The organism is Methylobacterium sp. yr668, from assembly GCF_900116245.1.
Lineage (GTDB): Bacteria > Pseudomonadota > Alphaproteobacteria > Rhizobiales > Beijerinckiaceae > Methylobacterium.
Genome location: NZ_FOZY01000033.1, coordinates 1 through 24,530 on the forward strand (window position 1 = coordinate 1; position 24,530 = coordinate 24,530).

Genomic DNA, 24,530 nt, shown 5'->3' on the forward strand with positions numbered 1-24,530 from the left:
CGGAGAAGTTCTGGTCGTCCTGGCCCGAGCCGTAGGCGAAGCCGCCGGTGCCGTACACGAGGGTGCGGTCGAAGGCGTAGCCGAGGCGGCCGCGCACGGTGCCGAAGTAGTCCAGGCCGTTGCCGCTGGTGGCGACGAAGGCCGGCGGGTTGGAGAAGGCGACGCCGGGGAAGCCGAGGAAGCTGTAGTTCTGGGTGGCGTTGGCGCGGCGGGCGAAGTCGACGTACTGGGCGTCGGCCTCGAAGCCGATCACGACGCCGGAGCCCGGGGTGAACTGGTAGTTGTAGCCGATCTGGGCGCCGCCCGAGAAGCCGTCGTTGTTGTTGCGGTTGTTGACGCTGACGACGCCGGCGGTGCCGGGGGAGTTGATCAGCGAGCCGCCGGGCAGGGCGTAGCTGGTGGTGTTGCGGCTGTTGGCGTCGAAGCCGTAGCCGGCGTTCACACCGATGTAGAAGCCGGTCCAGGTGAACACCGGCACCGGCGTGAACACCGGCGGCGGCGCGGCGCGGCGCGGAAGGTCGGCGGCGGACGCCGCGGCGGTCATGCCGGCGAGGACGGTGGATGCGAGGAGAAGCTTCTTCATGGTGGTGTTCGGTCCTGGGGTTAGCTTGAGCCGGCAGCCTTCTAGGCGCTCTCGGATGGCGGGTCTGTCGCTTTCCTGCAACAAGCCTCTTCAGGCTAGGGACATCCCGTCAACGAAAGATGAAGACTAGCCGGCTCTGCCCGACAGCAGACGGCCCGCTCGCGCGCTCGACGAGAGCGAGGAGAGCTGCAGAGACCGTGAAGACTAGCTGCCTTGCGCGCCGCGCATATTGGCGGCGGCCGGCGCGGGGCCGGCGACATCGCTCGTGGTCTCTGCAGGAGCCGTCGGCGGCGAACGTTTTATTCCGGCACAACTTCGACGAGAATGATTCTCGCTCGTAAGCGATCGATTAACCCTGTTGCCCGATGGTCCGTCGCTCGCGGGCCCGTCCCCGAGCCCCTGTCGCGCCCCAAACCGAATCCGGTCCCCCGCCGGCGGAGACCGCTGTCCATGCAGAGCCCCGACGAACGGAGCCGGACGACCTTCGGCAAGCGCCGGACCGGCGAGGCCGCGCCCGGCGCGCAGGCCGGCCCGCGGACCGGCTCGACCGCCGCGCGGGTGGCGCGCGCCGAGCCGAGGCGGTCCGCGGGCCCCCTGCCCTGGACGCTGCGCGTGGCGGGTCTGGTCGGGATCGTCGCGGTGATCGGCGCCTACCAGCTCGCGCGGCTGAGCCGGCCCGACGCGCCGACGCCCGGGACTGCCCTCGCGACCGCGGCGCTCGCGCCGATGGCCGAGCCCGAGACGACCGGCGCCATCGCGGCGGCCCGATCCGCCCGCACCACCCGCCTGGATCCCTGCGTCGCGCCCGCGGGCGACCGTCTCCGGCCCTGATCGGCGACCCTTCGCGCGGCCGATCCCCTGTGCGCGGGCAGGCGCTGTCGCCATTGCGAGATTGACAAGTCGCGCCAAGGCCCTAACTGACAGGGAGCATGCGCCCCGCGGCCCCGGGAGCGTCCGAGCGCCCCGCGCGAGCCTTTCCCAGCCGTTGCCGCGACGGTGTCCTTCGCGCCGGCCGGGCGCGCAACGGTTCCTGAACGCAGATGCCTTTTTCCGACCTGGGACTGAGCGAGAAAGTCCTGAACGCCGTCGAAGCGGCGGGTTACACCGAGCCGACGCCGATCCAGGCTGAGGCCATCCCCCACGTGCTGGCGCGCCGCGACGTCCTCGGGATCGCCCAGACCGGCACCGGCAAGACCGCGGCCTTCACGCTCCCGATGCTGACGCTGCTGGAGAACGGCCGCGCCCGCGCGCGGATGCCGCGCACGCTGATCCTGGAGCCGACCCGCGAGCTGGCCGCCCAGGTGGTCGAGAATTTCGACCGCTACGGGACGAACCACAAGCTCAACGTGGCGCTGATCATCGGCGGCGTCTCCTTCGCCGATCAGGACGCCAAGCTGATGCGCGGCACCGACGTGCTGATCGCGACGCCCGGCCGCCTGCTCGACCATTTCGAGCGCGGCAAGCTGCTGCTCACCGGCGTCGAGCTCCTGGTCATCGACGAGGCCGACCGCATGCTCGACATGGGGTTCATCCCCGACATCGAGCGCATCGTGAAGATGGTGCCGTTCACCCGGCAGACGCTGTTCTTCTCGGCGACCATGCCGCCGGAGATCGAGCGGCTGGCGGACATGTTCCTGCACAACCCGCAGCGGGTCGAGGTGGCCCGGCCCGCCTCCACGGCGACCACGATCACCCAGCGGCTCGTCGCCACCGGCGCCGAGGGGCACGCCAAGCGCGAGCGCCTGCGCACCCTGATCCGCGGCGAGGGCGAGCTGAAGAACGGGATCATCTTCTGCAACCGCAAGCGCGACGTGGCGCTGCTGCAGAAGTCCCTGGTCAGCCACGGCTTCGACGCCGCGGCGCTCCACGGCGACATGGACCAGCGCGCCCGCACGACGGCCCTCGACGGGTTCCGCAACGGCGACACCGCCCTGCTGGTCGCCAGCGACGTGGCGGCGCGCGGTCTCGACATCCCGGCCGTCAGCCACGTCTTCAACTTCGACGTGCCGCATCACCCGGAGGATTACGTCCACCGGATCGGCCGCACCGGCCGCGCCGGCCGCAGCGGCACGGCCTACACGCTGGTCGCCCCCGACGATTCGCGCTCCCTCGGCGCCATCGAGGCGCTGATCGGCCAGCCGATCCCCTGGCTGGACGGCGACCTGACCAGCGTGGCCGACGCGTCCGGCGACACCGGGACGCGCCACCGCGGCCGCGCGAGCGACGGGCGTCGGGGCGGCCGTTCCGCCAAGAGCGGTGGACGGAGCGGCGACAAGAGCAGCAGCGACAAGGGTGCCGACAAGGGCGCCGACAAGGCCGTCGTCGAGAAGAGCGCCCGGAGCGCGAGCGAGACCGAGGAGGTCCGCGAGCGTCCGACCCGGTCGCGCGGCGGCCGCGGCGCGGCGCGCGCGGAGAGCCGCCCGGACGATCGTCCCGAGAGCCGTTCTGAGAGCCGCCCCGAGAACCGTCCGGAGCCGCGCGCGTCGGGCCGCGCGTCAGGCCGCGGCGGCGAATCCGCGCGCGAGGAGCGCGGGCGCCGGATCGACGCGGACGGAGACACGCCCGTCGGCCTCGGCTCGCACGTTCCTGCGTTTCTGCTTCGACCAGTCTTGGCGAAGAAGGATAAGTAACAGACGTCTGTTCCGGCTTAACTGTCCGGCTACCAGGCAGCCGTATATTGGGTCAGGGCAACGACGCAGGCGCGTCGGTCGCCCCGGACCGCGGGATACGGATGAGCCAGGAGACCTATTCGGATCGCGATCGCAGCTTCGCGTTGGCGAAGCGCAGCCACGACCTGATTCGCGACTACGGGCCCTCCGCGACGCCGCGCGCCTACGCCGTCTGGTACGCCTACGTCTCGGGAGAGCTGCCGCTCCTCGCCGACGCCGTGAAGCGTCTCACCACGCAGAACGGCTGCCTCACCGAGGGCGACATCGACGACCTGCACGAGACCTATCTCGACGGGCGCCGCCTCGCGAGCACCACCGACGACGTCAGCCGCATCGTCCTCAGCGAGATCGCGGCCGTCACCGAGATCCTGGACCTCTCCCTGGGCTCGACGGCGCAGTACAGCGAGTCGCTGCGCGCGGTCGCTCAGGACCTCTCCCAGGGCGTCCCGAGCCGGGCGCGGTTCGGCGAGATCGTCGCGACCCTGGCCGCCACGACGCGGGAGGTCGCCGCCAACAACCGGATCCTCGAAGCCCGCATGCGCGAGACCCGCAGCGAGATCGAGACCCTGCGCGAGAAGCTCGAGGCGACCCGGCGCGAGAGCCTGACCGACGCCCTGACGGGGCTCGCCAACCGCAAGCATTTCGAGGAGACGCTGAAAGCGTCGATGGAGACGGCCCGGGCGCGCAGCACGCCCATGAGCCTGATCATCCTCGACATCGACTTCTTCAAACGATTCAACGACCTGTACGGTCACCTCACGGGCGATCAGGTCCTGCGGCTCGTGGCGATCGTGATGCGCGAGAACGCCGGCAAGCAGGCGCAGCTCGCCCGGTTCGGCGGCGAGGAGTTCGGCATCATCCTGCCCGGGGTCGACCGGACGGTGGCCAAGCAGGTGGCCGAGACGGTCCGCGCCAGCGTCATGGGGCGCGAGCTGGTCAAGCGCTCGACCGGCGAGTCGCTCGGCAAGGTCACCATCTCGCTGGGCGTGGCGGTGCTGCGCCCGGGCGACACGCCCGCCTCGCTGATGGAGCGGGCCGACCTGTGCATGTTCGCGGCGAAGCGCGCCGGCCGGAACCGCTTCCTGGACGACGCCGCCGAGTCGCTAATGCAGGTGGCCTAAAGCCGGCCCCGGCCGCGTCGCCGTCCGGCGACACGCGCCACCCGCGACGGCGGGCGCGGACCGGTCAGGCCTGCGCGGGCAGGCGGTCAGCCGAGACCGGCGTGATCGCCACCGACTCGCCGCAGCCGCAGGCCGAGGTCTGGTTCGGGTTGTTGAACACGAACTGCGAGGCCAGCTTGTTGGTGGTGAAGTCCATCTCGGTGCCGAGCAGGAACAGCACCGCCTTCGGGTCGACGAACACGCGCACGCCGCGATCCTCGACCACGTCCTCTCCGGGCTTGGCCGCCTCGGCATATTCCATCGTGTAGGACATCCCGGCGCAACCGCCGTTCCGGACGCCGACGCGCAGCCCGGCGATCGGCCGGTCGGCCTCCGCCATGATCGCCTTGATCCGATCGGCGGCGCGATCGGTCAGCGAGAGAACCTTGAAACCAGCGGACATCGTCACCCTCCCGCCCATCCGGGTTCAAGGCCCGGGGACGCGCATTCCGACGCGTACAAGATAAGCATTGGCCCGGGGCCGGTCCACCGCGGCGGGGTCACACCGGCCCGGCATTCGCCGCGCGGGAGCGTCCTCAGGCGGCCTCGCCGGTCAGTCGCGCGAAGGCCCCGAGATCGACGTTGCCGCCGCTGATCACCACGCCGACGCGCTTGTTCGTCACGTCCACGAGGCCGCTCAGCACCGCCGCCGCCGCGAGGCAGCCGGTCGGCTCGACCACGAGCTTCATCCGGCTGGCGAAGAACCGCATGGTCTCGACGAGCTGCGCGTCGGCGACGGTGAGGATGTCGGACACCCGCGCGCGGATGATCGCGAAGGTCAGGTCGCCCAGCGCCGTCGACTGCGCACCGTCGGCGATGGTGCGGGGCACCGGGATCGTGACGATCCGGCCCTCGCGGAACGAGCGCTGCCCGTCATTGCCCGCGTCCGGCTCGACGCCGATCACCCGGCAGCCCGGTGACAGCTCCGCGGCGGCGAGGGCGCAGCCCGCGAGCTGGCCGCCGCCGCCGAGGCAGGCCACCAGCACGTCGAGGGGACCGACCGTCTCGATCAGCTCCTGCGCCAGCGTCCCCTGCCCGGCGATGACGTCGGGATGGTTGAAGGGCGGGATCAGCGTCAGGCCGCGGGCCTCGGCGATCTCGCGGCCCAGGGCCTCGCGATCCTGGGTGTAGCGGTCGTACAGGACCACCTCGGCGCCGTAGCCGCGGGTGGCGGCGATCTTCGCCGCGGGGGCGTCGCCCGGCATGATAATCGTGGCGGGCGCTCCGAGCAGCTGGCTCGCCAGGGCGATCGCCTGGGCGTGGTTGCCCGAGGAGTAAGTGATGACCCCGCGCGTGCGGGCCGCCTCCGGCAGCGCGCTGATCGCGTTGTAGGCGCCGCGGAATTTGAAGGCGCCGGCCCGCTGCAGGTTCTCCGCCTTGAAGAACAGGCGGCCGCCGGTCATCGCGTCGGCCGTGCGGGAGGTCAGCACCGGGGTGCGGTGCGCGGCCCCGGCGATCCGCTCGGCGGCGCGGGCCACGTCCGCGAAGGTCGGAAGGCCGTCGGTGGCCGCGCCGGATCCGCTGGGCTGCGTGTCGTGCATGGTCACTTGCATCGTTGCCTGCATCGTCGTCCGGGTACCATCCGCCCGGGGCCGCGCCGGAGCGAGGCCGGGGCGCAGCCCGTCATACGGGCCTTTCGACCCGCGCGCATCCCGCCGATCCACATGCGCAAGCGGAGCCATTCGCCGCCTCGCCGCTTATACCCAGCGACAACTTGGCAGGAACGCTGGGGGGCGGCATCGCCATGGCAATAGAGACCACGCGAGCACCGGTGCGCCGCCCGCACCGCGGCGGGGACACCCCGTGAGCGCCCGCGACCGCGCTTCGGGCGACGCGGCGACCGAGGTCACCTTCCGGGGGCGCGGGCTGGCGCTGCGCACCGGCTCGCGCCTGATCCTGCTCGTCTGCCCGCTCTGCTCGCAGCGCAACGCGCGGCGGGGCGCCGAACGCGGCATCTGCGAGTGGTGCGCCTATGTGCCGTCGCCGGACCAGGCCGAGCCCGTGGATCGCGGGTGCTCCTGAGGCGCTGTCGCGTAAGCCGCCAAAATCACGATCTGGGATTGATTCTCAGCTAGGCACTATCTCCGGTTGCATATTGCGGTGCGGGTCCTCACTCTCCCGCCGGGGACCTGATGGGAGGGCACATGCAACCGTCCGAATGCTGCATCTTTCGGATGACCATCGCCTCCGTGATCGGCAGCTGCGTCACGCTCCTGCTCGTCCGGGGGCTCGATCCGCTCGTCGCCCTGCTGATGATCCCGATCGGCGGCAGCGTGGCGACGGTTCTGGTGATCCTGCTGTTCCAGGCCGTGAGCCTGACGCTCGCGGCGCGGACCGGTCCGCACTGACCGGCCGGTGGCGGCGCGGCTCGGATCCCTGTCCGACCCGCGCGCCGCGTCGGCCTCCGATCAGGTGTGGATCACCTTGCCGTAGGCGTCGAGCACGCTCTCGTGCATCATCTCGCTGAGCGTCGGGTGCGGGAACACCGTGTGCATCAGCTCCTCCTCGGTGCTCTCGAGGTTCATCGCCACCACGTAGCCCTGGATCAGCTCGGTCACCTCGGCGCCGACCATGTGGGCGCCGAGCAGCTGGCCGGTCTTGGCGTCGAACACGGTCTTGATCAGGCCGTCCGGCTCGCCGAGCGCGATCGCCTTGCCGTTGCCCGCGAAGGGGAACCGGCCGACCTTCACCGAGAAGCCCTGCTCCTTAGCCTTCGCCTCGGTGAGCCCGACGCTGGCGATCTGCGGCTGGCAGTAGGTGCAGCCCGGGATCTTGGCCTTGTCCATCGGGTGGGTGTGCAGGCCCTTGATGGTCTCGATGCAGATGACCCCCTCGTGCTCGGCCTTGTGGGCGAGCATCGGCGGCCCGGCGACGTCGCCGATCGCGTAGAGGCCGGGCACGTTGGTGCGGCCGAGCCCGTCCGTCACCACGATCCCGCGGTCGATCTTCACCCCGAGTTTCTCGAGGCCGATATTGTCGATGTTGCCGACGACGCCCACCGCCGAGATCAGCTTCTCCGCGGTGATCTGCTGGGTCTTGCCGTCGCCGCCCTCGATGGTGGCCGTGACAGAATCGGCGCCCTTCTCGACCTTGGTCACCTTGGCGCCGGTGAGGATCTTGATGCCCTGCTTCTCGAAGCGCTTGCGGGCGAGGCCGGCGATCTCGGCATCCTCCACGGGCAGGATCTGCGGCAGCAGCTCCACCACGGTCACCTCGGCGCCCATGGTGCGGTAGAACGAGGCGAACTCGATGCCGATGGCGCCCGAGCCCATCACCAGCAGGCTCTTGGGCATCGCCTCGGGGACCATGGCCTCGTAGTAGGTCCAGATCAGCTTCTTGTCGGGCTCGATCCCCGGGATCGCGCGCGGACGCGCGCCGGTCGCCACGATGATGTGCTTGGCCTGGTAGGTGCCGGCGCCCTTGGCGCCCTTCGGCGCCTCGGCGCGCTTGGTCTCCTTCACGGTGACCTTGCCGGGCTGGTTGCCCTGCGCGGCGCTGTCGACCGAGGCCTCGCCCCAGATCACGTCGACCTTGTTCTTCTTGAGCAGCATGCCGACGCCGCCGTTGAGGCGGGCCGAGACGCCGCGGGACCGCTTCACGATCGCGGCGGTGTCGAACCCGACCTTCTCCGCGGTCAGGCCGTAATCGCCAGGATGCTGGAAGTAATGGAAGATCTCGGCCGAGCGGAGCAGGGCCTTGGTGGGGATGCAGCCCCAGTTCAGGCAGATGCCGCCGAGATGCTCGCGGTCGACCACGGCGGTCTTGAAACCGAGCTGCGCCGCGCGGATCGCCGTGACGTAGCCGCCGGGCCCGGCGCCGATGATGAGGACGTCGTAGGTGTCGGACATCGTGTCTCAGCTCTCCGCTGTGGCGCGCGCGACTGCACCGTCGTTGACGCGGCGATCAGGACGAGGTCTCCAGCGCGCTCAGCCGCTGCTCCATGGCCTTGATCGTCTTCTTGATCGATTGGAGATCCGCCTTCGCCTGTGTGCCGAGGCCGGTTTCGTAGGCGACGTAGATCTCCAACTCCTCAAGTTTTTCGGTGTGACCCGTCAGGGTCGTCTTGATCGCTGCGACATCGCGCTTCACCTCGGCGATGTCGCTCTGCATCCGTTGTAGGACTGGCAGAACCAGATCGGTGACTTCCGACACGCGACTCTCCGTTGATCGCTCAGGCGATCATAGCAGAGTCGCGCCTCACACCAGCATGCCCATCGGGTTCTCGATCAGCCCCTTGAAGGCCGAGACCAGTTCCGCGCCGAGCGCCCCGTCGAGCACCCGGTGGTCGCACGACAGGGTGCAGGTCATGACCTGGACCACGGCCGGCGCCCCGTCCTTGACGACCACGCGCTTCTCGCCCGCGCCCACCGCCAGGATGCTCGATTGCGGCGGGTTGATCACCGCGGTGAAGTGCTTGATGCCGAACATGCCGAGGTTCGACACCGAGGTGACGCCACCCTGGTACTCCTCGGGCTTCAGCTTCTTGGCACGGGCGCGGGCCGCGAAATCCTTCATCTCGTTGGAGATGGTCGAGAGCGTCTTCTCGTCCGCCCGGCGGATCACCGGGGTGAACAGACCGCCGTCGATCGCCACCGCGACGCCGACCTCGGCGTGCTTGAAGCGCAGGATCCGGTCCTCGGCCCAGACCGCGTTGGCGGCCGGCACGCGGGTCAGCGCGAGGCCCATCGCCTTGATGACGAAGTCGTTCACCGAGAGCTTGAAGGCGGGCTTGCCGTCTTTGTCCTTGCCGGCCGAGCCGTTCAGCGTCTCGCGCAGCTTCATCAGCGCGTCGAGCTCGCAATCCACCGTCAGGTAGAAGTGCGGGGCGACCTGCATCGCCTCAGTGAGGCGCTTGGCGATGGTCTTGCGCATGCCGTCGAGGGGCACCTCCTCGTAGGCATCCTTGGCGAAGAAGCCCTTGACCTGATCGGTCGTGAGCCCGGCCGGCGCGCCGCCCGCGGGGGCGGCCTTCGGGGCCGGAGCCGCCTTCGGCGCCTCGGCGGCGGCCTGCGCGGCGGCGGGTGCCTTGGTGGCGCCGGAGGCCTTCGCGGCCTGGACGTCGCGGGCGATGATGCGGCCGTGCGGCCCGCTGCCCTGGACGGCGCCGAGGTCGACACCCTCCTGCTTGGCGATCCGCCGGGCCAGCGGCGAGGCGAAGACGCGGCCGCCCGGGCCGGCCTGCGCGCCAACGTGCGGAGCGCCGCTCGGCTGCGCCCCCTCCGGTGCGGCGTTCACCCGCTCGTACGACATGTGGCCGCCGCCCGGCGTGGTGTTCTGGCCGGCCGCAGAGGCGTCGGCCTTCGGCTCGGGCTTGGACTCGGCCTTGGCCTCGCCGTTCGAGGCGGCCTTCGGCGCGCCGCCGGCCTGCACGCTCGACGGGTCCTCGCCCTCGGCGGCGATGATGGCGATCAAATCGTTGACCGGCACGTCCGCCGTGCCCTCGGGCACGAGGATCTTGGCGAGCACGCCCTCGTCGATGGCCTCCACTTCCATGGTGGCCTTGTCGGTCTCGATCTCGGCCAGCACGTCGCCGGACTTGATCGGGTCGCCCTCCTTCTTCAGCCACTTGGCGAGGTTGCCCTTCTCCATGGTCGGGGAGAGCGCGGGCATCAGCACGTTGATCGGCATGGCATCAGGTCTCGGGCAAGGCCGGGGCGGCCGGATCGTCGAAGGGGAAGAGGTCGTCGAGGGGGAAAGGAACGGCGTCGTAAGGCGGCCGCGGACGCGGGTCCGGCGCCCCGTCGACCTTCGCGGCGACGCGATGCGCGAGGACCGCCTCCAGATCCGCGTAGGTCGCCTGCCGGACGGCCGCCTCAGCCATGGTCGGCCGCCATCGTCAGTTGAGACCGCCGGGGTCGAGCCCCTCGGCCTCCCAACCGGCGCGGATGCGCTCGACCGCCTCGTCCTCCGACATGTCGGTCTCCAGCGCGTAGGCGCGGGCGGCCTGGCGGGCGAGGTCGGCCAGCAGCCGGCCCCAGGTCGCCGGATCGTCGAAGGAGCGGCGCAGGGCGACGCTCACCGCGCCGTCGACCACGGCCGCGCGCAGCACCTCGATGCCGCCCTGCTCCAGGGCGTCGGGCGGGATGGCGAGTTCGGCGAAGTCGGTGCTCGGATCCTGGCTCATGGCGCGCCGGCTGTTCCTCGATCTGGCCGGGGCGGGCGACGGCGTCGCCCGCGCGCCCGTCACTTGTAGCAGACGCTCTTGGCGGCCTCGACGACCTCCGCCACCGTCGGCAGCGCCAGCTTCTCGAGGTTGGCCGCGTAGGGCATCGGCACGTCCTTGCCGGTGATGCGCAGAACCGGCGCGTCCAGGAAGTCGAAGGCGTCGACCATCAGGCGGGCCACGATCTCGGCGCCGATGCCGGATTGCGGGAAGCCCTCCTCCACGGTGATGCAGCGGCCGGTCTTCTTGACCGATTCCACCACCGTCGCGCTGTCCATCGGGCGGATCGTGCGCAGGTCGATCACCTCGGCCTCGATGCCCTGCTCGGCCAGCGCCTGCGCGGCCTTGAGGGCGTAGGTCATGCCGATCGCGAAGGACACGATGGTCACGTCGCTGCCGGTGCGGTGGATCTTCGCCTTGCCGATCGGCAGCACGAAGTCGTCGAGCTTCGGCACCGGGAAGGACTGCCCGTACAGGATCTCGTTCTCGAGGAAGATCACCGGGTTCGGGTCGCGGATCGCGGCCTTGAGCAGGCCCTTGGCGTCGGAGGCCGTGTAGGGTGCGATCACCTTCAGGCCCGGCACGTTGGAGTACCACGCGGAATAGTCGTGGCTGTGCTGGGCGGCGACGCGGGCGGCGGCGCCGTTGGGGCCGCGGAACACGATCGGGCAGCCGAGCTGGCCGCCGGACATGTAGAGGGTCTTGGCTGCCGAGTTGATGATGTGATCGATCGCCTGCATGGCGAAGTTGAAGGTCATGAACTCGACGATCGGCTTCAGGCCGGCCAGCGCCGCGCCGACGCCGATGCCCGCGAAGCCGTGCTCGGTGATCGGGGTGTCGACGACGCGCTTCGGCCCGAACTCCTGCAGCAGGTTCTGGGTGACCTTGTAGGCGCCCTGGTACTCGGCGACCTCCTCGCCCATGACGAAGACGTCGCCGTCGCGACGCATCTCCTCGGCCATGGCGTCACGCAGGGCCTCGCGGACGGTCTGGGTGACCATCGGCGTGTCGGCCGGGAACTCCTCCATCACCGGCTCTTGGGCCTTGTTGGTGATGACGGCCGGCGCGGCCGGCGCCTTCGGGGCGTCGTCGCCGGTCTTGGCCGCGGGGGCCGGCCTGTCGGCCATGCCTTCGGCCTGCATGTCGGGCGCCGGGGCCGGATGGCCGCCCGCGCCATTGGGCTTGGCGCCGCTGCCGGACTGGACGCTCGCCGGATCCTCGCCCTCGCCGGCGATGACGGCGATTGGCGTGTTGACCGCGACGCCCTCGGTGCCCTCGGCGATCAGGATCTTGGCGAGGATGCCCTCGTCGATGGCCTCCACCTCCATGGTGGCCTTGTCGGTCTCGATCTCGGCCAGCACGTCGCCGGACTTGATCGGATCGCCCTCCTTCTTCAGCCACTTGGCGAGCTTGCCCTCCTCCATGGTGGGCGAGAGGGCGGGCATCAGGATGTCGGTCGCCATGCTCAGCTCTGCGGTCGTCTTTTCGTTAGGGGGCGGCCAGCTTTGTCGTCCGCGCTCAGGCGTGCGCTTCGAGCAGGATGTCGGTCCAGAGCTCGGACGGATCCGGCTCGGGGTCGTTGGTGGCGAACTCGGCCGAGGCGTTGACGACCTCGCGGACCTTGGCGTCGGTGGCCTTGAGCTCGGCCTCGGGCACGGCGTGCAGCTCGAGCAGGCGCTTGCGCACCATCTCGATCGGGTCGTGCTCGTCGCGCATCTTCGAGACCTCGTCCTTGGTCCGGTACTTGGCCGGATCGGACATGGAGTGGCCGCGGTAGCGGTAGGTCTGCATCTCCAGGATGTAGGGGCCCTGGCCGGTCCGGGCGTGCTCGATCGCCCGGGTCGCGGCCTCGCGCACCGTGCGGACGTCCATGCCGTCGACCTGCTCGCCGGGGATGCCGAAGGAGAGGCCGCGCTTCGAGAAGTCCGTCTGCGCCGAGGCGCGGGCCACCGAGGTGCCCATGGCGTAGCGGTTGTTCTCGATCACGTAGACGACCGGCAGCTTCCAGAGCGCCGCCATGTTGAAGCTCTCGTAGACCTGGCCCTGGTTGGCGGCGCCGTCGCCCATGTAGGTCAGGCTGACCTTGCCGTTCTCCCGGTAATGGTCGGCGAAGGCGAGGCCGGTGCCGAGCGAGACCTGCGCGCCGACGATGCCGTGGCCGCCGAAGAACTGCTTCTCGCGGCTGAACATGTGCATCGAGCCGCCCTTGCCGCGGCTGTAGCCGCCGCGGCGGCCGGTCAGCTCGGCCATGACGCCCTTCGGGTCCATGCCGCAGGCGAGCATGTGGCCGTGGTCGCGGTAGCCGGTGATGACCTGGTCGCCCTCGACCGAGGCCATCTGCATGCCGATCACCACGGCCTCCTGGCCGATGTAGAGGTGGCAGAAGCCGCCGATCAGGCCCATGCCGTAGAGCTGGCCGGCCTTCTCCTCGAAGCGCCGGATCAGCAGCATCTCGTGATAGGCGTGGAGATCCTCGTCCCGCGTGAACTGGGGCATGTTCGGCGCGGGGCGATGCGCCTCGGCGGCCTGAGGGCTCGCGGCCTGCACCGGCGCGGACGACGCGTCCTTGGCGGGCTCTTTGGCAGGCTCCTTGGCGGCGTCCATCGGCGCTCTCCCCGTGATTCCACGCGACTTCGTGGGGGTGTAGGACAGCGACGATTGGAAAGCGAGGGCTGCCGCTCTGACAGGAAGCCGCTCTTGTCAGAGGACTTTCGGGACTAGGGAAAACGATCCCCTGGACTTCCGCGGGACGATCGCGGGACCTCCGCGGACCTGTCAGGGCGTGATGATGACCACGTCGTTGGCGTGGACCCGGCCCAGGACGATCCGGGCGCGCTCCTCCAGGAGGTCGCGGTCGATCTGGTCGCTCTTGAGCAGGTTCACCCGGTGCTCCCAGACGGCGCGCTCGGCCTTCACGGCGGCGAGTTCCTGGCTGAGGCCGTAGGCGCGGATCTTGAGGGCCTTCTTGGCCTCGAGGCCACGGTTGCCACTCTCGGCCTGCCACACGAAATAGCCGACCACGAGCGCCGACAGGGTCCAGAGACCCAGCGGCAACACGACCATTCTGACTCGGCGGCGCACGACCATGGCGCGACCCTCGCGCGGAAAGGTTAACGGTTCTTTTCGACCGCGCCGCGGTCGGGGCAGGACCGCGACGGGGCCGGACCGCGGCCGGGACGAACAGGGGCGAGCCTGAGGCATGGACCTGACGCATCTGGGACGCTGGATCGCCGCGCACGCCACGGCGACCGACGACCACGACACCCTGCTCTCGGGCTTCTGCGAGTCGCTGGTCGAGGCCGGCCTTCCCGTCTGGCGGGTCAGCGTCATGGCGCCGGCCCTGGACCCGACGCTGCGCGGCGTCAGCCTCAACTGGCACGCGGGCGAGGGCATGTCGTACGTCGCCAACGCCCACGGCGCCGACGAGGAGAGCGACTGGCTCCTGAGCCCCGTCTACGCCCTCGTGGAGACGGGCGAGACCTTCGGCCGCTGGCGCCTCGACGCGCCCGGGCTGGCGGTGGACTTCCCGGTCCTGAAGGCCCTCGGGGCGCAGGGCGGCGTCGACTACGTGCTGCACATCGCCGAGTTCGCTCCCGGCACCGCGCTGCGGGGCATCGCGGTCTCGTTCTGCACCCGCGCCGCCGCCGGCTTCACCGAGGCGGACCTCGCCGCGATCGCCGGCGTCCTGCCGTTCCTGACGCTGGCGATGGCCAAGATGGGCCTCGCCCACACGTTCCGGGAAGTCTCGGCCACCTATCTCGGCCGGTCGACCGCCGAGCGCATCCTCGACGGGCAGATCCGGAGGGGCGAGGGGCGGGCCGTGCCGGCGGCGATCCTGCTGACTGACCTGCGCGGCTTCACGGCCCTGGCCGACCGGGTGGATCCGGCCGACATGGTCACGTGGCTCAACGAGCATTTCGACGCCCTCGGCGACCCGGTGGCGCGGCACGGCGGCGAGATCCTGAAATTCCTCGGCGACGGCTTCCTGGCGATCTTCCCGGTCCCGGACGCCGACACCCTCCCCTGCCCGGTCTGCGGGGCCGCCCTCGACGCCGCGATCGAGGGGCTCGCCGCCAACGCGGCGCTCAATGCCCGCCGCCGCGCCGCGGGGCTGCCGGAGCTGCCGGCCGAGGGCGTCGTGCATTTCGGGACGGTGATGTACGGCAATGTCGGGACCGAGCGGCGCCTCGACTTCACGATCATCGGACGGGCGGTCAACGAGGCGAGCCGGATCGAGAGCCAGTGCGCCGCCCTCGGCCACGACCTCCTCGTGTCGGACTCCTTCGCCGAGCGGTGCGCCCGGCGGCTGGACCCGGTCGGGACGATCGAGTTGCGGGGCCTGTCGCGGCCGATGCGGGTCTGGACCGTGCCGGGGGAGTCGTCCGGTGCGGCGATGACCTGAGGCGAGCGCCGTCTTCCGGGCTCGCCTGCGGCGCCCCGGAATAAAGTGGGAGGCGCCGCGCCGACGTTGTCAGAACAGCGCGCAGCTCCGCTGGAGCACCAGCCCGACCGCGCCCTGCACGAAGCGGCGCCGGTAGGCCTCCCGGATCTCACGCAGGGTCGCGACCGCTTCGGGCGTCGGTTCGGTGACGATCAGGACGATGCGGGCGGCCTCGCGGACGATGCGTCCGTCCGGCCCGCGCCACTGGCCCCGGCCGGCGAACACGGTCAGCCCGTCCGGGAACCGCGGGGTGATCCACTCGGCCAGGAACCGGTCGAAGGCCGCCCCCGAGACGCGGCCGCCGTCCGGCCGCGACAGGCCGAACAGCAGCTGCGCGCTGAGCGTCGGGCGGGCACCGTCGCAGAGCGGGTCCGCGCGGGCCGGGCCGGCCGCCCCGACACCGAGCAGGCCGGCCAGCAGGATCTTACCGATCAGCGGCGGGCGAGCTGCTTGAGCGCCGACGGGCCGGCGTAGAGTGCCTGCGGGCCCAGGCCCTCCTCGATGCGGATCAGCTGGTTGTACTTGGCCAGTCTGTCCGAGCGGGCGAGCGAGCCGGTCTTGATCTGCCCGCAATTGGTCGCAACCGCGAGATCCGCGATGGTCGAGTCCTCGGTCTCGCCCGAGCGGTGCGACATCACCGCGGTGTAGCCGGCGCGCTGGGCCATATCGACCGCCGCCAGGGTCTCGGTGAGCGAGCCGATCTGGTTGACCTTGATCAGGATCGAGTTGGCCGTCCCCTCGGCGATGCCGCGGGACAGGCGCTCGACGTTGGTGACGAACAGGTCGTCGCCCACGAGCTGGCAGCGGTCGCCGATCTTGTCGGTGAGGAGCTTCCAGCCGGCCCAGTCATCCTCCGACATGCCGTCCTCGATCGAGACGATCGGGTAGGTGGCGACGAGCTGCGCGAGGTAGTCGACTTGCGCCTCGATGGTGCGGGTCTTGCCCTCGCCCTCGTACGCGTAGGCGCCGTCCTTGAAGAACTCGGTGGCGGCGCAGTCGAGGGCGAGCGCCATGTCCTGGCCCGGCTTGAAGCCGGCGGCGCTGATCGCGTCCATCACGAAATCGAGGGCGGCCTCGGCGGACGGCAGGTTCGGGGCGAAACCGCCCTCGTCGCCGACGTTGGTGTTGTGGCCGGCCTTCTTCAGCTTGCCCTTGAGGGTGTGGAACACCTCGGAGCCCATGCGCACGGCCTCGGCGAGCGAATCGGCGCCCACCGGCATGATCATGAATTCCTGGAAGTCGATCGGGTTGTCGGCGTGCGCGCCGCCGTTGATGATGTTCATCATCGGCACCGGCAGGACCCGGCCCTGCACGCCGCCGACGTAGCGGTAGAGCGGCAGGCCCGAGGCCTCGGCCGCGGCCTTGGCCACCGCCAGCGACACGCCGAGGATCGCGTTGGCGCCGAGGCGGGCCTTGTTGGGCGTGCCGTCGAGCTCGATCATCGCCTCGTCGACCGCGACCTGGTCCTCGGCCTCCATGCCGCCGATCGCGTCGAGGATCTCGGTCTGGGCCGCCTCGACCGCCTTCAGGACGCCCTTGCCGAGGAAGCGGTTCTTGTCGCCGTCGCGCAGCTCCACCGCCTCGTGGGCGCCCGTGGAGGCTCCCGACGGCACCGCGGCGCGGCCGAAGGAGCCGTCCTCCAGGATGACGTCGACCTCGACCGTGGGGTTGCCGCGGCTGTCGAGGATCTCGCGGGCGCTGATATTGGTGATCGCGGTCATGGAACGTCCTCTCGCGGGGGCCGCGGGTCGGCGACCGCGCCCCAATCGGAGGGTGCGGCGCATCGCGGCGGCTTATCCGTCAAGCCGCGGCCGGCGGCAAGCGCCGGGAGGGACGGCGCACAGCCGGGTCCTGCCGGGAAAGCGTCGCGGATCAGGCGGATGCGCGCGGCGCCGGCAGGCTCTATATGGCCGGCCATGACCTCCACCAACGACCTCCAGCTCGGCCAGCCGACGCCCGTCCCCACCTCACCCGAGGAGGCGCGACTCGACCGGGTCCCGAACCCGCACGCGGACACCGACTATGTCGCCCGCTTCACCGCGCCGGAATTCACCTCGATCTGCCCGGTCACCGGGCAGCCGGATTTCGCGATCCTGGTGATCGACTACGTGCCCGGTGACTGGCTGGTGGAGTCGAAGTCGCTGAAGCTCTACCTGGGGGCGTTCCGCAACCACGGAGCATTCCACGAGGATTGCACGGTGGCGATCGGCAAGCGGCTCCGCGACCTGCTGGAACCGCGCTACCTGCGAATCGGTGGGTTCTGGTATCCCCGCGGCGGCATCCCGATCGACGTGTTCTGGCAGACGGGCGACTTGCCGAAGACCGCGTGGCTGCCGGACCCGGGCGTGCCGCCCTATCGCGGACGCTGACCGAGCCAACGAAAAGGGCGACCGGCTCGCGCCGGTCGCCCCCGATCCTCCCGGATCTCCGATCTCAGTAGCCGTAGCCGTAGTAGCCGTAGCCCGGAGCGGCGTAGCCGTAGCCGCCGTAGACCGGGGCGTAGCCGTAGCCGTAGGACGGGGCGTAGCCGTAGCCGCCGCCGTAGTAGCTGTCGCGGGCCGCGCCCGCGGCGATCGCACCGGCCGCGAGGCCGGCGATGCCGAGGCCGATGGCGGCGCCGGTGCCGATGCCGCGACGGCCGCGGTAGTAGCCGTGACCGTAGCCGCCGTAGCCACCGTGATAGCCGTAAGGCCGCGCCTCGGCGCTCGTGGTGACGGCAACACTGCCGAGAGCCATGGCGGCGGCAGTGGCGATGATACCGATCTTGCGCATAGTGTTCCTTCTCGATCCCTGATCGAACATGCCCAATAACGTGGCCGCATCCGGACAGTTCCAGATTTCACGCCGGACTTGCGTGCGGATCCGCACCCAGTCGGGATTATGAACCGTTGTTCAGCGTAGCCGCCGCTTCGACGAGTGCGGTCAAGCTTGGGTACGGCTCTTCCGGAACCGCTCGAACTCTTGCGGTGAGTCTTCGGGAACACCTGAAACGCCGCGGCGGGCCGGCGCGGCGGACGACCGGTCCCGGAGATGGAAATCCGCCCCGCCGCGGGTCGGGCGTGCTACGGATCTGCCGGGAGGACCGACGATGGATGCCCTGACCCTGATCCGCGAGAGCCTCGCGCCGCTGGCCGGCAAGCGGGTCGTCGATATCGGGTGCGGCGCCGGGACGCTCGCGCGGCGGCTGGTCGACGCGGGCGCGCGGGTCACCGGGATCGATCCCGGCGCCGCGGCGCTCGCCCGGGCGCGGGCCGCCGTGCCGGAGGCGCGCTTCGAGGCCGCGACCGGCGAGGCCCTGCCCTTCCCGGACGCCAGCTTCGACGGCGCCGTGATGCTGAATTCCCTCCACCACGTCCCGGACTCGGCGGCGGCCCTCGCCGAGGCGGCACGCGTCCTGGCCCCGGGCGGGCTGCTCGTCGTGGTGGAGCCCCTGGCGGAGGGCAGCTTCTTCGACGCCCTGCGGCCGATCGAGGACGAGACCGCGATCCGCGCCGCCGCCCAGGACGCCATCGCGGCCGCCCTCGCCCGCGGCGCCTACGCGTGCCGCCGCGACGCGACGATCGCGCGGCGCGAGCGCTTCGACTCGCTCGACGCCTTCCTCGCCCGCGTCAGCGCCGTGGACCCGGCGCGCGAGGCGACCATCCGGGACCGGCGCTCCGTGGTCGAGGAGGCCTTCCTCAAGGCCGCCGCGCGCGAGGCCGACGGGCAGTTCGGCCTCGTCCAGCCGCTGCGGATCCACGTCCTGGAGCCGGCGGCCGCCTGAGCCGGTCAGGCGGCCCGGCGCTTGGCGAGGCGGTCGAAGGCGAGGAGTTCCTCGAGCAGGGCCGGCATGTCCTTCAGCGCCACCATGTTGGGGCCGTCGGAGGGCGCCCGGTCGGGGTCGGGATGGGTCTCGATGAACACCCCCGCCACGCCCACCGCCACGGCGGCGCGGGCGAGGACGGCGACGAATTCCCGCTGGCCGCCGGAGCTCGCCCCCTGCCCACCGGGCTGCTGCACCGAGTGGGTGGCGTCGAACACCACCGGCGCGCCCTGCGTGACCTGCGCCATGATCGGCAGGCTGCGCATGTCCGAGACCAGGGTGTTGTAGCCGAACGAGGCGCCGCGCTCGGTGACGATGACGTTGGGATTGCCCGCCTCCGTCACCTTGGCGGCGACGTGCTTCATGTCCCAGGGCGCCAGGAACTGGCCCTTCTTGATGTTGACCGCCCGGCCGGTGGCGGCGGCGGCCAGCAGCAGGTCGGTCTGGCGGCACAGGAAAGCGGGGATCTGGAGAACGTCCACCGCCTCGGCGGCGGGGGCGCACTGCTCGGCGGCGTGCACGTCGGTCAGCACCGGCAGCCCGAGGGTCTCGCGGATCTCGGCGAAGACCGGGAGCGCCCCGTCGAGGCCGATGCCCCGGGCGGCGCTGCCCGAGGTGCGGTTGGCCTTGTCGAAGGAGGTCTTGAACACGAGGCCGACGCCCAGACCCGCGGCCATCTCCTTGAGGGCGGCGGCGATCTCCAGGGCGTGCTGGCGCCCCTCGAGCTGGCACGGGCCGGCGATCAGCGTCAGCGGCAGATGGTTGGCGAAGCGCGCGTCGCCAACTTGGACGACGGGGCCGGGTGTCTTGATCTTCGACATGCCGGCCGGTCTAGCCCGCGCGGCGGATCCGCGAAAGCCCGGGCCGGGGCGCGACCCGACAGACCGTGCGGTCGTCTCGGAGGGCGTCCGCGCGCGGGCCGGTCTCGCACAGCATCAGGATCCGGCCGGCACCGCCCCGGCGCGGGGCATCGACCAGCAGGCTGGCCTGGTGGAGGTTGAGCGCCAGCACCTCGACCGCGGCGGCGTCCGCCCCGGCGAGCGCCTGCGCGGCGCGGCCGATCAGGACGAAGTAGGCCGGCGCCGGCTCGCGCTCGCGGGAGGCCACGGTGATCCGGGCGGGCGCGCGGCAATCGAGGCTCAGCCGCTCGGCATCCTGCGCCCGGAACACCGCGACGGGGCCGGCCCGGCCGGCCAGGGAGGCGCCGGTGGTGCGGATCACCCGCGCGGCGAGGACGTCGCAGGCATCCGCCGCCCGGGCCGGGGCCGGCCCGAGGAGGAGCGCGCCGGCGAGGGCGGTCAGGGTGGTGAGGCGCAGCATCGGGACATCCGCGGCGGGAGACGGTCGCGCCCGGCATATAGCGCGCCCGGGAGATAGCGCGCCCTGCGGCGGGCGCGAAGCCGCGCCGCTCCGCGGGACGTGGACAGGAACAGCCGGATGACCGATCTGAGCGGGCGGCGCGGCGCCGCACGCCGCTCGCAGATCAGGCTCCGACGCGGCCATGCTTCGAACCCTCCTCGCTTCCGTCCTGCTGGCCCTGGGGCCGGCCGGGCACGCTTCCGCAGAGCCGCCCCAGCAGCCGACCTACGGGCCCGAACTCGAGGGCTTCGCCTACCCGTTCCCGGTGGAGCGGTTCCCGTTCACGTCGCAGCGCCAGCCGCTGCAGATGGCCTATCTCGACGTCCGGCCGGCGACGCCGAACGGCCGGACCGCCGTTCTGCTGCACGGCAAGAATTTCTGCGCCGCCACTTGGGAGAGCCAGATCCGGGCGCTCAGCGCCGCCGGGTACCGGGTCATCGCGCCGGACCAGATCGGCTTCTGCAAGTCGAGCAAGCCGGCGGCCTACCAGTTCACCTTCCGGCAGCTCGCCGAGAACACCCGCGCGCTCCTGGACAAGCTCGGGATCGAGCGGCCGATCCTGGTCGGCCACTCGACGGGCGGGATGCTGGCCGCCCACTACGCCCTGCTCTACCCGAAGGCGGTGGAGCAGCTCGTGCTGGTCAACCCGATCGGCCTGGAGGACTGGGCCGCCAAGGGCGTGCCGCCGACCTCGGTGGAGCAGTGGTACCAGCGCGAGCTGAAGGTGACGGCGGCCTCGATCCGGGCCTACGAGACGGCGACCTACTACGCCGGCGCCTGGGAGCCCCGCTACGAGCCCTGGGTCACGATGCTCGCGGGCCTCAACAACGGCCCCGGCAAGGAGGCGGTCGCCTGGGACTCGGCGCTGCTCTACGACATGATCCTCACCCAGCCGGTGGTCTACCGGTTCCCGCAGATCGCGGTGCCGACGCTGCTCCTGATCGGCCAGAAGGACAACACGGCGATCGGCAAGGACCTCGCGCCGCCGGAGGTGCGGGCGAGCCTCGGCAACTATCCCGAGCTCGGCAAGGCGGCCGCCAGGGCCATCCCGGGCGCGCGGCTCGTGGAGTTCCCGGATCTCGGCCACGCACCGCAGATGTCGGACCCGGAGGGGTTCAATGCGGCGCTGATCGCCGGGATCGCGGCGCGCTAGGCGCCGCGCGCCGTCCTCCGTCGTCCCGGGGCGCTCGCAGCGCCCCGGGACGACGGCGTGCCCGGCGCCTTGATCCTAGAAGTAGGACTTCAGCACGCCCCGGCGGCGGACGTCGAGGGTCGCGCAGTGGAACGAGCCGCCGAACGGGCCGTAGCTGAGGAACGGCGCCGGGATCGGGTCGAAGCCCCAGTCCTTCAGGGCCTTGATCAGCGTCGGCTGGCTCTGGTCGACGACGATCTTCTTCTCGGTGATCGCCAGGACGTTGATCGAGGTCCAGGGCGAGCACATCGAGATCTTGCTCATGAAGCCCTCGACCGGGTCGGGGCGCGGGGCGACCAGCACGTCCCACTTCTTGAGCACGGCCGGGAGCTTCTCGACGTCGACATAGTCCGGGTTCACCAGAACCTTGCCGGGGGCGAGCGGCATGAACGACGAGTCGATGTGCATCGGCTGCGGGCAGCGGCTCTCGATCTCGTGGATGCGGAAGCCCGGGCCGAGGTGGCGGCGCAGCCACTCGATGCCCATCAGGTTGGTCACGTTCGAGCGGGTCACGAACAGGTCGCGGCCGCAGCGGACGAAATCGGCGGCGTCGAAGACCGGCTCGAACTCGTTGACCGTGAACTGCATGGGCTCGCCGGCCTTCAGGTTCGGCACCCGGTAATCGTAGTTGTAGAGGTCGTCGGTCAGCTGCGGGCGCGGCGCGGAGGTCCAGCGGGCGCCGGCGCGGAAATACTCCTTGAACAGCGACCGGTAGGCGTCGCCCTCGAAGTAGCGCGAGCGCCAGCACATCGGGCTCTCGATGATCTCGTCGCCGATCACGAGGTACGGGTCGCGCGGGCAGGCGACGCAGAAGCCGCGGGAGGACCAGCGCGGCGCCTTGAACTTCTTCGAGAAGTCCACCGCGTCGGGGCGACGGACCTTCACGCCCTCGCCGGCCAGGATGGTGATGAAGTTGTCGAGCTCGGCCTGGGCGAGCTTCTTCATGAACTTCGGATATTTCCAGCCGCTCGCCAGCCGGTAGAACGGCTGCGCGGCGCGCGGCAGGTTGAAGATCACCGTCAGGTGGTGGGTCGGGATCGTGGCGCCGTCGAGCGAGCCGACGATGACCTCCTCCAGCGGATCCCACTCGTTCCAGGCCATCACCGGCGACTGGGGAGCCGGCACGCCCGGTCCGGTCCCGCCCGGAAAGCCGCCCGCATGCGTGTCGTCGGTCACGGCCTCCAGGGCCGTGATCGGTGATTCGCGCTCCATGACGTGTGCCCCTTCTGCGACGTGCCGCGGCCTTCTGCGCGGGCTTCTCCGCCCCGCCGCCGCTTTGGCCCTCGGTGTGTCAAACGGGTGATAGACACCGCTAATCCGTGCTGCAACGTGACAGAAACGTTCCCGGGCCGATGGACCTATTTCTGCCGCGACCGTGACCGATTTCCCGCATCAAGCCTTACGCGAGCTTGAAAGACGACAATGAAGCGCCTGACGACCTTGGCCTCGATCGCCGGTCTGTGCACGGTCGTCGGCCTGTTCATGTCCTCCGGCCTGGAGGATGTGTCGGCCGCCGTCGTGAGCGCCGGCTGGGGCGCCGCCCTGGTGGTGCTCGCGCGCTTCGTGGCCGTCGCCTGGGCGGGGCTCGGCTGGTACGTCGTGTTCCCCGCCGGCGCGACCAAGCTCGCCGACTGCATCTCGCTCCGCTTCGTCCGCGAGGGCATCAACACGCTGCTGCCCGTCGCCACCGTCGGCGGTGACTTCGTCGGCGCCCGCCTCCTGTCGAAGCGCGACGTTCCGGGCGCGCTCGCGGGCGCCAGCATGTTCGTCGACCTGATGACCCAGGCGCTGACGCAGCTCCTGTTCACGGTGGCCGGCCTCGCCCTACTGGTCCTGATCTCCGGCGACGGCCCGATCGCCCACACGGTCGAGGGCGGGCTGGCCCTGGCGGTCCCGGCGCTCGGCGCCTTCTACCTGATCCAGCGCAAGGCCGGTCACCGCCTGATCCAGGCGCTGCTCAGCCGCTTCGCCTCCGGGCGCGAGTGGCGGGCCTTCGGCGCCATCGACCAGCTCTACGACAGCCTGCGCCGGCTCTACGGCAACCACGGTCGCTTCGCGTTGGCCCTGGTGGTCCACCTCGCCGGCTGGGTGATCGGCACGCTCGAGGTCTATGTCTGCCTGCGGTTCATGGGCTACCCGATCGACTTCGCGCAGGCGCTCATGATCGAGAGCCTCGCCCAGGCCGTGCGCGGCGCGGCCTTCGCGGTGCCCGGCGCCCTGGGCGCGCAGGAGGGCGGCCTGATCGCCCTGTGCGGCCTGTTCAATATCCCGGCCGAGGCGGCGCTCGCCCTGTCGCTGGTCAAGCGCTTCGCCGATCTCGGCGTCGGGCTCCCGAGCCTCCTGCTCTGGCACCGGATCGAGTCCAGGCTCCGGTCCGAGGCCCCCGAGGAGGAGGAGCGCGAGCCTGCGCCGGAGGCCGGGCGCAAGGCCAAGAGGGTCGCGCAGCCCGCCACCCTCGGCCCGTTCTACAGCTACGCTCCGCCGCGCATGGGGGCGCGGCTCGGCGACGGCGAGGAGTTGAAGAAGTGCGCCTGACCCGCCGGCTCGCGGCCGCCCTCATCGCCGCACCCCTGGTTCTGACCCTGCTCGTCCCGGCCCCGTCATGGGCCGCGGACGATCCGGCCGTTCAGACCGTGCGCGACCTCTACGCCGCCTTCTCGGCCGCGCTGAAGGACGGGCCCGGCCCCCTGCCGGCCCGGGTCGAGGCCGTCGGCCCGGCGCTCGACAAGGCGTTCGACTTCCCCGCCATGACCCGCGTCGCGGTGGGCTCGAAATGGTCGAGCTTCACCCCGGAGCAGCAGGCGGCGGTGATCGACGCCTTCAAGCGCAGCCTGACCGTGACCTACGCCAACCGCCTGGCCCGCGCCGCCGGCGGCAAGTTCGACGTGACCCCGAAGGTCGAGGAGCGGGGCGCCCAGCGCGTGGTGCCGACCCGCGTCACCGCCGCGGACGGCGACGATTCTGCCGTGGACTTCGTCGTCAACGCCGACAACCGCATCCAGGACGTCCTGCTCAACGGCGACGTCAGCGAGATCGCCGCGCAGCGGAACGCCCTGTCGGCGCCGCTGAAGTCCGGGGGCGCCGACGGCGTCGTGAAGTTCCTCCGGGCGCGGGCCGACGGCATGCTCGCGGCCAAGCCGACGCCCTGAGCGGCGCCGGCG

At 71.0% G+C, this 24,530-nt stretch carries 28 protein-coding genes; 11 read left to right on the forward strand and 17 right to left on the reverse strand.

The features are described 5' to 3' along the window. The coding region (locus tag BM419_RS26590; RefSeq protein ID WP_091928194.1) for an outer membrane protein at window positions 1–583 on the reverse strand (583 nt) is incomplete at its 3' end. 450 nt (window positions 584–1,033) lie between these two features. Here BM419_RS26590 and BM419_RS26595 point away from each other — a divergent pair. The 3 genes from BM419_RS26595 (at window position 1,034) to BM419_RS26605 (ending at window position 4,373) form a co-directional block, all read left to right on the forward strand. Beyond that, window positions 1,034–1,414 (forward strand): hypothetical protein, encoded by a 381-nt coding sequence (locus BM419_RS26595; protein ID WP_091928195.1) that lies wholly within the window; start codon window positions 1,034–1,036, stop codon window positions 1,412–1,414. Window positions 1,415–1,623: 209 nt separating this feature from the next. Next, complete coding sequence (locus BM419_RS26600) at window positions 1,624–3,213, forward strand: DEAD/DEAH box helicase (protein WP_056529548.1); 1,590 nt, start codon at window positions 1,624–1,626, stop codon at window positions 3,211–3,213. Between the two features lie 101 nt (window positions 3,214–3,314). Then, window positions 3,315–4,373: a GGDEF domain-containing protein gene (locus tag BM419_RS26605; RefSeq protein ID WP_020095327.1), complete on the forward strand. Its 1,059-nt coding sequence runs from the start codon at window positions 3,315–3,317 to the stop codon at window positions 4,371–4,373. Between the two features lie 64 nt (window positions 4,374–4,437). Here BM419_RS26605 and BM419_RS26610 read toward each other — a convergent pair whose 3' ends face one another. Further along, window positions 4,438–4,815, reverse strand: coding sequence for a HesB/IscA family protein (locus BM419_RS26610; protein ID WP_012317999.1), 378 nt, complete (start codon window positions 4,813–4,815; stop codon window positions 4,438–4,440). A 133-nt stretch (window positions 4,816–4,948) separates the two neighbouring features. After that, the gene (locus tag BM419_RS26615; RefSeq protein WP_091928196.1) at window positions 4,949–5,965 is read right to left on the reverse strand and encodes a threo-3-hydroxy-L-aspartate ammonia-lyase; all 1,017 of its coding nucleotides are present in this window, start codon (window positions 5,963–5,965) and stop codon (window positions 4,949–4,951) included. 250 nt (window positions 5,966–6,215) lie between these two features. On the opposite strand from BM419_RS26615, the gene BM419_RS26620 reads away from it, so the two are divergent. Both BM419_RS26620 and BM419_RS26625 read left to right on the forward strand, forming a co-directional pair. After that, window positions 6,216–6,434: a hypothetical protein gene (locus BM419_RS26620; protein ID WP_020095325.1), complete on the forward strand. Its 219-nt coding sequence runs from the start codon at window positions 6,216–6,218 to the stop codon at window positions 6,432–6,434. A 152-nt stretch (window positions 6,435–6,586) separates the two neighbouring features. Continuing rightward, on the forward strand, window positions 6,587–6,760 hold the full coding sequence (locus BM419_RS26625; RefSeq protein WP_244540870.1) for a hypothetical protein: 174 nt from the start codon (window positions 6,587–6,589) through the stop codon (window positions 6,758–6,760). Between the two features lie 60 nt (window positions 6,761–6,820). Here BM419_RS26625 and lpdA read toward each other — a convergent pair whose 3' ends face one another. The 8 genes from lpdA to BM419_RS26665 all read right to left on the reverse strand — a co-directional run bounded on the left by lpdA (window position 6,821) and on the right by BM419_RS26665 (window position 13,662). After that, window positions 6,821–8,260 (reverse strand): dihydrolipoyl dehydrogenase, encoded by a 1,440-nt coding sequence (lpdA, locus tag BM419_RS26630; RefSeq protein WP_091683215.1) that lies wholly within the window; start codon window positions 8,258–8,260, stop codon window positions 6,821–6,823. 55 nt (window positions 8,261–8,315) lie between these two features. Further along, window positions 8,316–8,564, reverse strand: coding sequence for a hypothetical protein (locus tag BM419_RS26635; RefSeq protein ID WP_026605272.1), 249 nt, complete (start codon window positions 8,562–8,564; stop codon window positions 8,316–8,318). A 45-nt stretch (window positions 8,565–8,609) separates the two neighbouring features. Further along, window positions 8,610–10,040 carry a pyruvate dehydrogenase complex dihydrolipoamide acetyltransferase gene (locus BM419_RS26640; RefSeq protein ID WP_091928198.1) on the reverse strand — a complete coding sequence of 477 codons (1,431 nt, stop codon included), beginning with the start codon at window positions 10,038–10,040 and terminating at the stop codon, window positions 8,610–8,612. 4 nt (window positions 10,041–10,044) lie between these two features. After that, on the reverse strand, window positions 10,045–10,233 hold the full coding sequence (locus BM419_RS26645; protein WP_020095320.1) for a hypothetical protein: 189 nt from the start codon (window positions 10,231–10,233) through the stop codon (window positions 10,045–10,047). Window positions 10,234–10,248: 15 nt separating this feature from the next. After that, window positions 10,249–10,536: a DUF5076 domain-containing protein gene (locus BM419_RS26650; RefSeq protein WP_020095319.1), complete on the reverse strand. Its 288-nt coding sequence runs from the start codon at window positions 10,534–10,536 to the stop codon at window positions 10,249–10,251. Window positions 10,537–10,595: 59 nt separating this feature from the next. Beyond that, a complete protein-coding gene (locus BM419_RS26655) occupies window positions 10,596–12,038 on the reverse strand; it encodes a pyruvate dehydrogenase complex E1 component subunit beta (protein WP_091928199.1) in 1,443 nt (480 codons plus the stop codon). 55 nt (window positions 12,039–12,093) lie between these two features. Next, window positions 12,094–13,179, reverse strand: a complete 1,086-nt coding sequence (pdhA, locus tag BM419_RS26660) for a pyruvate dehydrogenase (acetyl-transferring) E1 component subunit alpha (RefSeq protein ID WP_020095317.1) — start codon at window positions 13,177–13,179, stop codon at window positions 12,094–12,096. Between the two features lie 171 nt (window positions 13,180–13,350). Beyond that, on the reverse strand, window positions 13,351–13,662 hold the full coding sequence (locus BM419_RS26665; RefSeq protein WP_012317989.1) for an FtsB family cell division protein: 312 nt from the start codon (window positions 13,660–13,662) through the stop codon (window positions 13,351–13,353). A gap of 112 nt (window positions 13,663–13,774) precedes the next feature. On the opposite strand from BM419_RS26665, the gene BM419_RS26670 reads away from it, so the two are divergent. Continuing rightward, a complete protein-coding gene (locus BM419_RS26670; RefSeq protein WP_091928200.1) occupies window positions 13,775–14,977 on the forward strand; it encodes an adenylate/guanylate cyclase domain-containing protein in 1,203 nt (400 codons plus the stop codon). A 69-nt stretch (window positions 14,978–15,046) separates the two neighbouring features. Here the strand turns inward: BM419_RS26670 and BM419_RS26675 are convergent, their stop codons facing one another. Beyond that, window positions 15,047–15,451 carry a DUF3574 domain-containing protein gene (locus tag BM419_RS26675; RefSeq protein ID WP_082557964.1) on the reverse strand — a complete coding sequence of 135 codons (405 nt, stop codon included), beginning with the start codon at window positions 15,449–15,451 and terminating at the stop codon, window positions 15,047–15,049. Beyond that, window positions 15,448–16,737, reverse strand: a complete 1,290-nt coding sequence (gene eno / locus BM419_RS26680) for a phosphopyruvate hydratase (RefSeq protein ID WP_012317987.1) — start codon at window positions 16,735–16,737, stop codon at window positions 15,448–15,450. Before eno ends, BM419_RS26675 begins: the two co-directional genes overlap by 4 nt. A 195-nt stretch (window positions 16,738–16,932) precedes the next feature. On the opposite strand from eno, the gene queF reads away from it, so the two are divergent. Further along, window positions 16,933–17,385 (forward strand): preQ(1) synthase, encoded by a 453-nt coding sequence (queF, locus tag BM419_RS26685; RefSeq protein WP_091928201.1) that lies wholly within the window; start codon window positions 16,933–16,935, stop codon window positions 17,383–17,385. A 64-nt stretch (window positions 17,386–17,449) separates the two neighbouring features. Here queF and BM419_RS26690 read toward each other — a convergent pair whose 3' ends face one another. Further along, the gene (locus BM419_RS26690) at window positions 17,450–17,788 is read right to left on the reverse strand and encodes a hypothetical protein (RefSeq protein WP_012317985.1); all 339 of its coding nucleotides are present in this window, start codon (window positions 17,786–17,788) and stop codon (window positions 17,450–17,452) included. A 316-nt stretch (window positions 17,789–18,104) separates the two neighbouring features. Between BM419_RS26690 and BM419_RS26695 the strand changes: the two genes are divergently transcribed. Next, entirely contained in the window at window positions 18,105–18,779 is a 675-nt protein-coding gene (locus tag BM419_RS26695; protein ID WP_091928202.1) for a class I SAM-dependent methyltransferase, read from the forward strand. 5 nt (window positions 18,780–18,784) lie between these two features. Here the strand turns inward: BM419_RS26695 and kdsA are convergent, their stop codons facing one another. Together kdsA and BM419_RS26705 are read right to left on the reverse strand one after the other, a co-directional pair. After that, on the reverse strand, window positions 18,785–19,639 hold the full coding sequence (gene kdsA / locus BM419_RS26700) for a 3-deoxy-8-phosphooctulonate synthase (RefSeq protein ID WP_091928203.1): 855 nt from the start codon (window positions 19,637–19,639) through the stop codon (window positions 18,785–18,787). 10 nt (window positions 19,640–19,649) lie between these two features. After that, a complete protein-coding gene (locus tag BM419_RS26705) occupies window positions 19,650–20,138 on the reverse strand; it encodes a hypothetical protein (protein WP_091928204.1) in 489 nt (162 codons plus the stop codon). 181 nt (window positions 20,139–20,319) lie between these two features. Between BM419_RS26705 and BM419_RS26710 the strand changes: the two genes are divergently transcribed. After that, window positions 20,320–21,330 (forward strand): alpha/beta fold hydrolase, encoded by a 1,011-nt coding sequence (locus BM419_RS26710; protein ID WP_091928205.1) that lies wholly within the window; start codon window positions 20,320–20,322, stop codon window positions 21,328–21,330. A 75-nt stretch (window positions 21,331–21,405) separates the two neighbouring features. Here BM419_RS26710 and BM419_RS26715 read toward each other — a convergent pair whose 3' ends face one another. Further along, entirely contained in the window at window positions 21,406–22,581 is a 1,176-nt protein-coding gene (locus BM419_RS26715; RefSeq protein ID WP_020095308.1) for an amidinotransferase, read from the reverse strand. A gap of 210 nt (window positions 22,582–22,791) precedes the next feature. On the opposite strand from BM419_RS26715, the gene BM419_RS26720 reads away from it, so the two are divergent. Both BM419_RS26720 and BM419_RS26725 read left to right on the forward strand, forming a co-directional pair. Further along, window positions 22,792–23,904, forward strand: a complete 1,113-nt coding sequence (locus tag BM419_RS26720) for a flippase-like domain-containing protein (RefSeq protein ID WP_091928206.1) — start codon at window positions 22,792–22,794, stop codon at window positions 23,902–23,904. After that, the gene (locus BM419_RS26725; RefSeq protein ID WP_091928207.1) at window positions 23,895–24,518 is read left to right on the forward strand and encodes an MlaC/ttg2D family ABC transporter substrate-binding protein; all 624 of its coding nucleotides are present in this window, start codon (window positions 23,895–23,897) and stop codon (window positions 24,516–24,518) included. Before BM419_RS26720 ends, BM419_RS26725 begins: the two co-directional genes overlap by 10 nt. Window positions 24,519–24,530: the final 12 nt, after the last annotated feature.

Coding starts and splice junctions, on each gene's coding strand:
- BM419_RS26600 (WP_056529548.1), top strand. CDS start 1,624: ATGCCTTTTTCCGACCTGGGACTGAGCGAGAAAGTCCTGAACGCCGTC.
- BM419_RS26605 (WP_020095327.1), top strand. CDS start 3,315: ATGAGCCAGGAGACCTATTCGGATCGCGATCGCAGCTTCGCGTTGGCG.
- lpdA (WP_091683215.1), bottom strand. CDS start 8,260: ATGTCCGACACCTACGACGTCCTCATCATCGGCGCCGGGCCCGGCGGC.
- BM419_RS26665 (WP_012317989.1), bottom strand. CDS start 13,662: ATGGTCGTGCGCCGCCGAGTCAGAATGGTCGTGTTGCCGCTGGGTCTC.
- BM419_RS26640 (WP_091928198.1), bottom strand. CDS start 10,040: ATGCCGATCAACGTGCTGATGCCCGCGCTCTCCCCGACCATGGAGAAG.
- eno (WP_012317987.1), bottom strand. CDS start 16,737: ATGACCGCGATCACCAATATCAGCGCCCGCGAGATCCTCGACAGCCGC.
- kdsA (WP_091928203.1), bottom strand. CDS start 19,639: ATGTCGAAGATCAAGACACCCGGCCCCGTCGTCCAAGTTGGCGACGCG.
- BM419_RS26695 (WP_091928202.1), top strand. CDS start 18,105: ATGGATGCCCTGACCCTGATCCGCGAGAGCCTCGCGCCGCTGGCCGGC.
- queF (WP_091928201.1), top strand. CDS start 16,933: ATGACCTCCACCAACGACCTCCAGCTCGGCCAGCCGACGCCCGTCCCC.
- BM419_RS26710 (WP_091928205.1), top strand. CDS start 20,320: ATGCTTCGAACCCTCCTCGCTTCCGTCCTGCTGGCCCTGGGGCCGGCC.
- BM419_RS26645 (WP_020095320.1), bottom strand. CDS start 10,233: ATGGCTGAGGCGGCCGTCCGGCAGGCGACCTACGCGGATCTGGAGGCG.
- BM419_RS26655 (WP_091928199.1), bottom strand. CDS start 12,038: ATGGCGACCGACATCCTGATGCCCGCCCTCTCGCCCACCATGGAGGAG.
- BM419_RS26610 (WP_012317999.1), bottom strand. CDS start 4,815: ATGTCCGCTGGTTTCAAGGTTCTCTCGCTGACCGATCGCGCCGCCGAT.
- BM419_RS26650 (WP_020095319.1), bottom strand. CDS start 10,536: ATGAGCCAGGATCCGAGCACCGACTTCGCCGAACTCGCCATCCCGCCC.
- BM419_RS26625 (WP_244540870.1), top strand. CDS start 6,587: ATGACCATCGCCTCCGTGATCGGCAGCTGCGTCACGCTCCTGCTCGTC.
- BM419_RS26715 (WP_020095308.1), bottom strand. CDS start 22,581: ATGGAGCGCGAATCACCGATCACGGCCCTGGAGGCCGTGACCGACGAC.
- pdhA (WP_020095317.1), bottom strand. CDS start 13,179: ATGGACGCCGCCAAGGAGCCTGCCAAAGAGCCCGCCAAGGACGCGTCG.
- BM419_RS26690 (WP_012317985.1), bottom strand. CDS start 17,788: ATGCGCAAGATCGGTATCATCGCCACTGCCGCCGCCATGGCTCTCGGC.
- BM419_RS26670 (WP_091928200.1), top strand. CDS start 13,775: ATGGACCTGACGCATCTGGGACGCTGGATCGCCGCGCACGCCACGGCG.
- BM419_RS26615 (WP_091928196.1), bottom strand. CDS start 5,965: ATGCAAGTGACCATGCACGACACGCAGCCCAGCGGATCCGGCGCGGCC.
- BM419_RS26705 (WP_091928204.1), bottom strand. CDS start 20,138: ATGCTGCGCCTCACCACCCTGACCGCCCTCGCCGGCGCGCTCCTCCTC.
- BM419_RS26720 (WP_091928206.1), top strand. CDS start 22,792: ATGAAGCGCCTGACGACCTTGGCCTCGATCGCCGGTCTGTGCACGGTC.
- BM419_RS26595 (WP_091928195.1), top strand. CDS start 1,034: ATGCAGAGCCCCGACGAACGGAGCCGGACGACCTTCGGCAAGCGCCGG.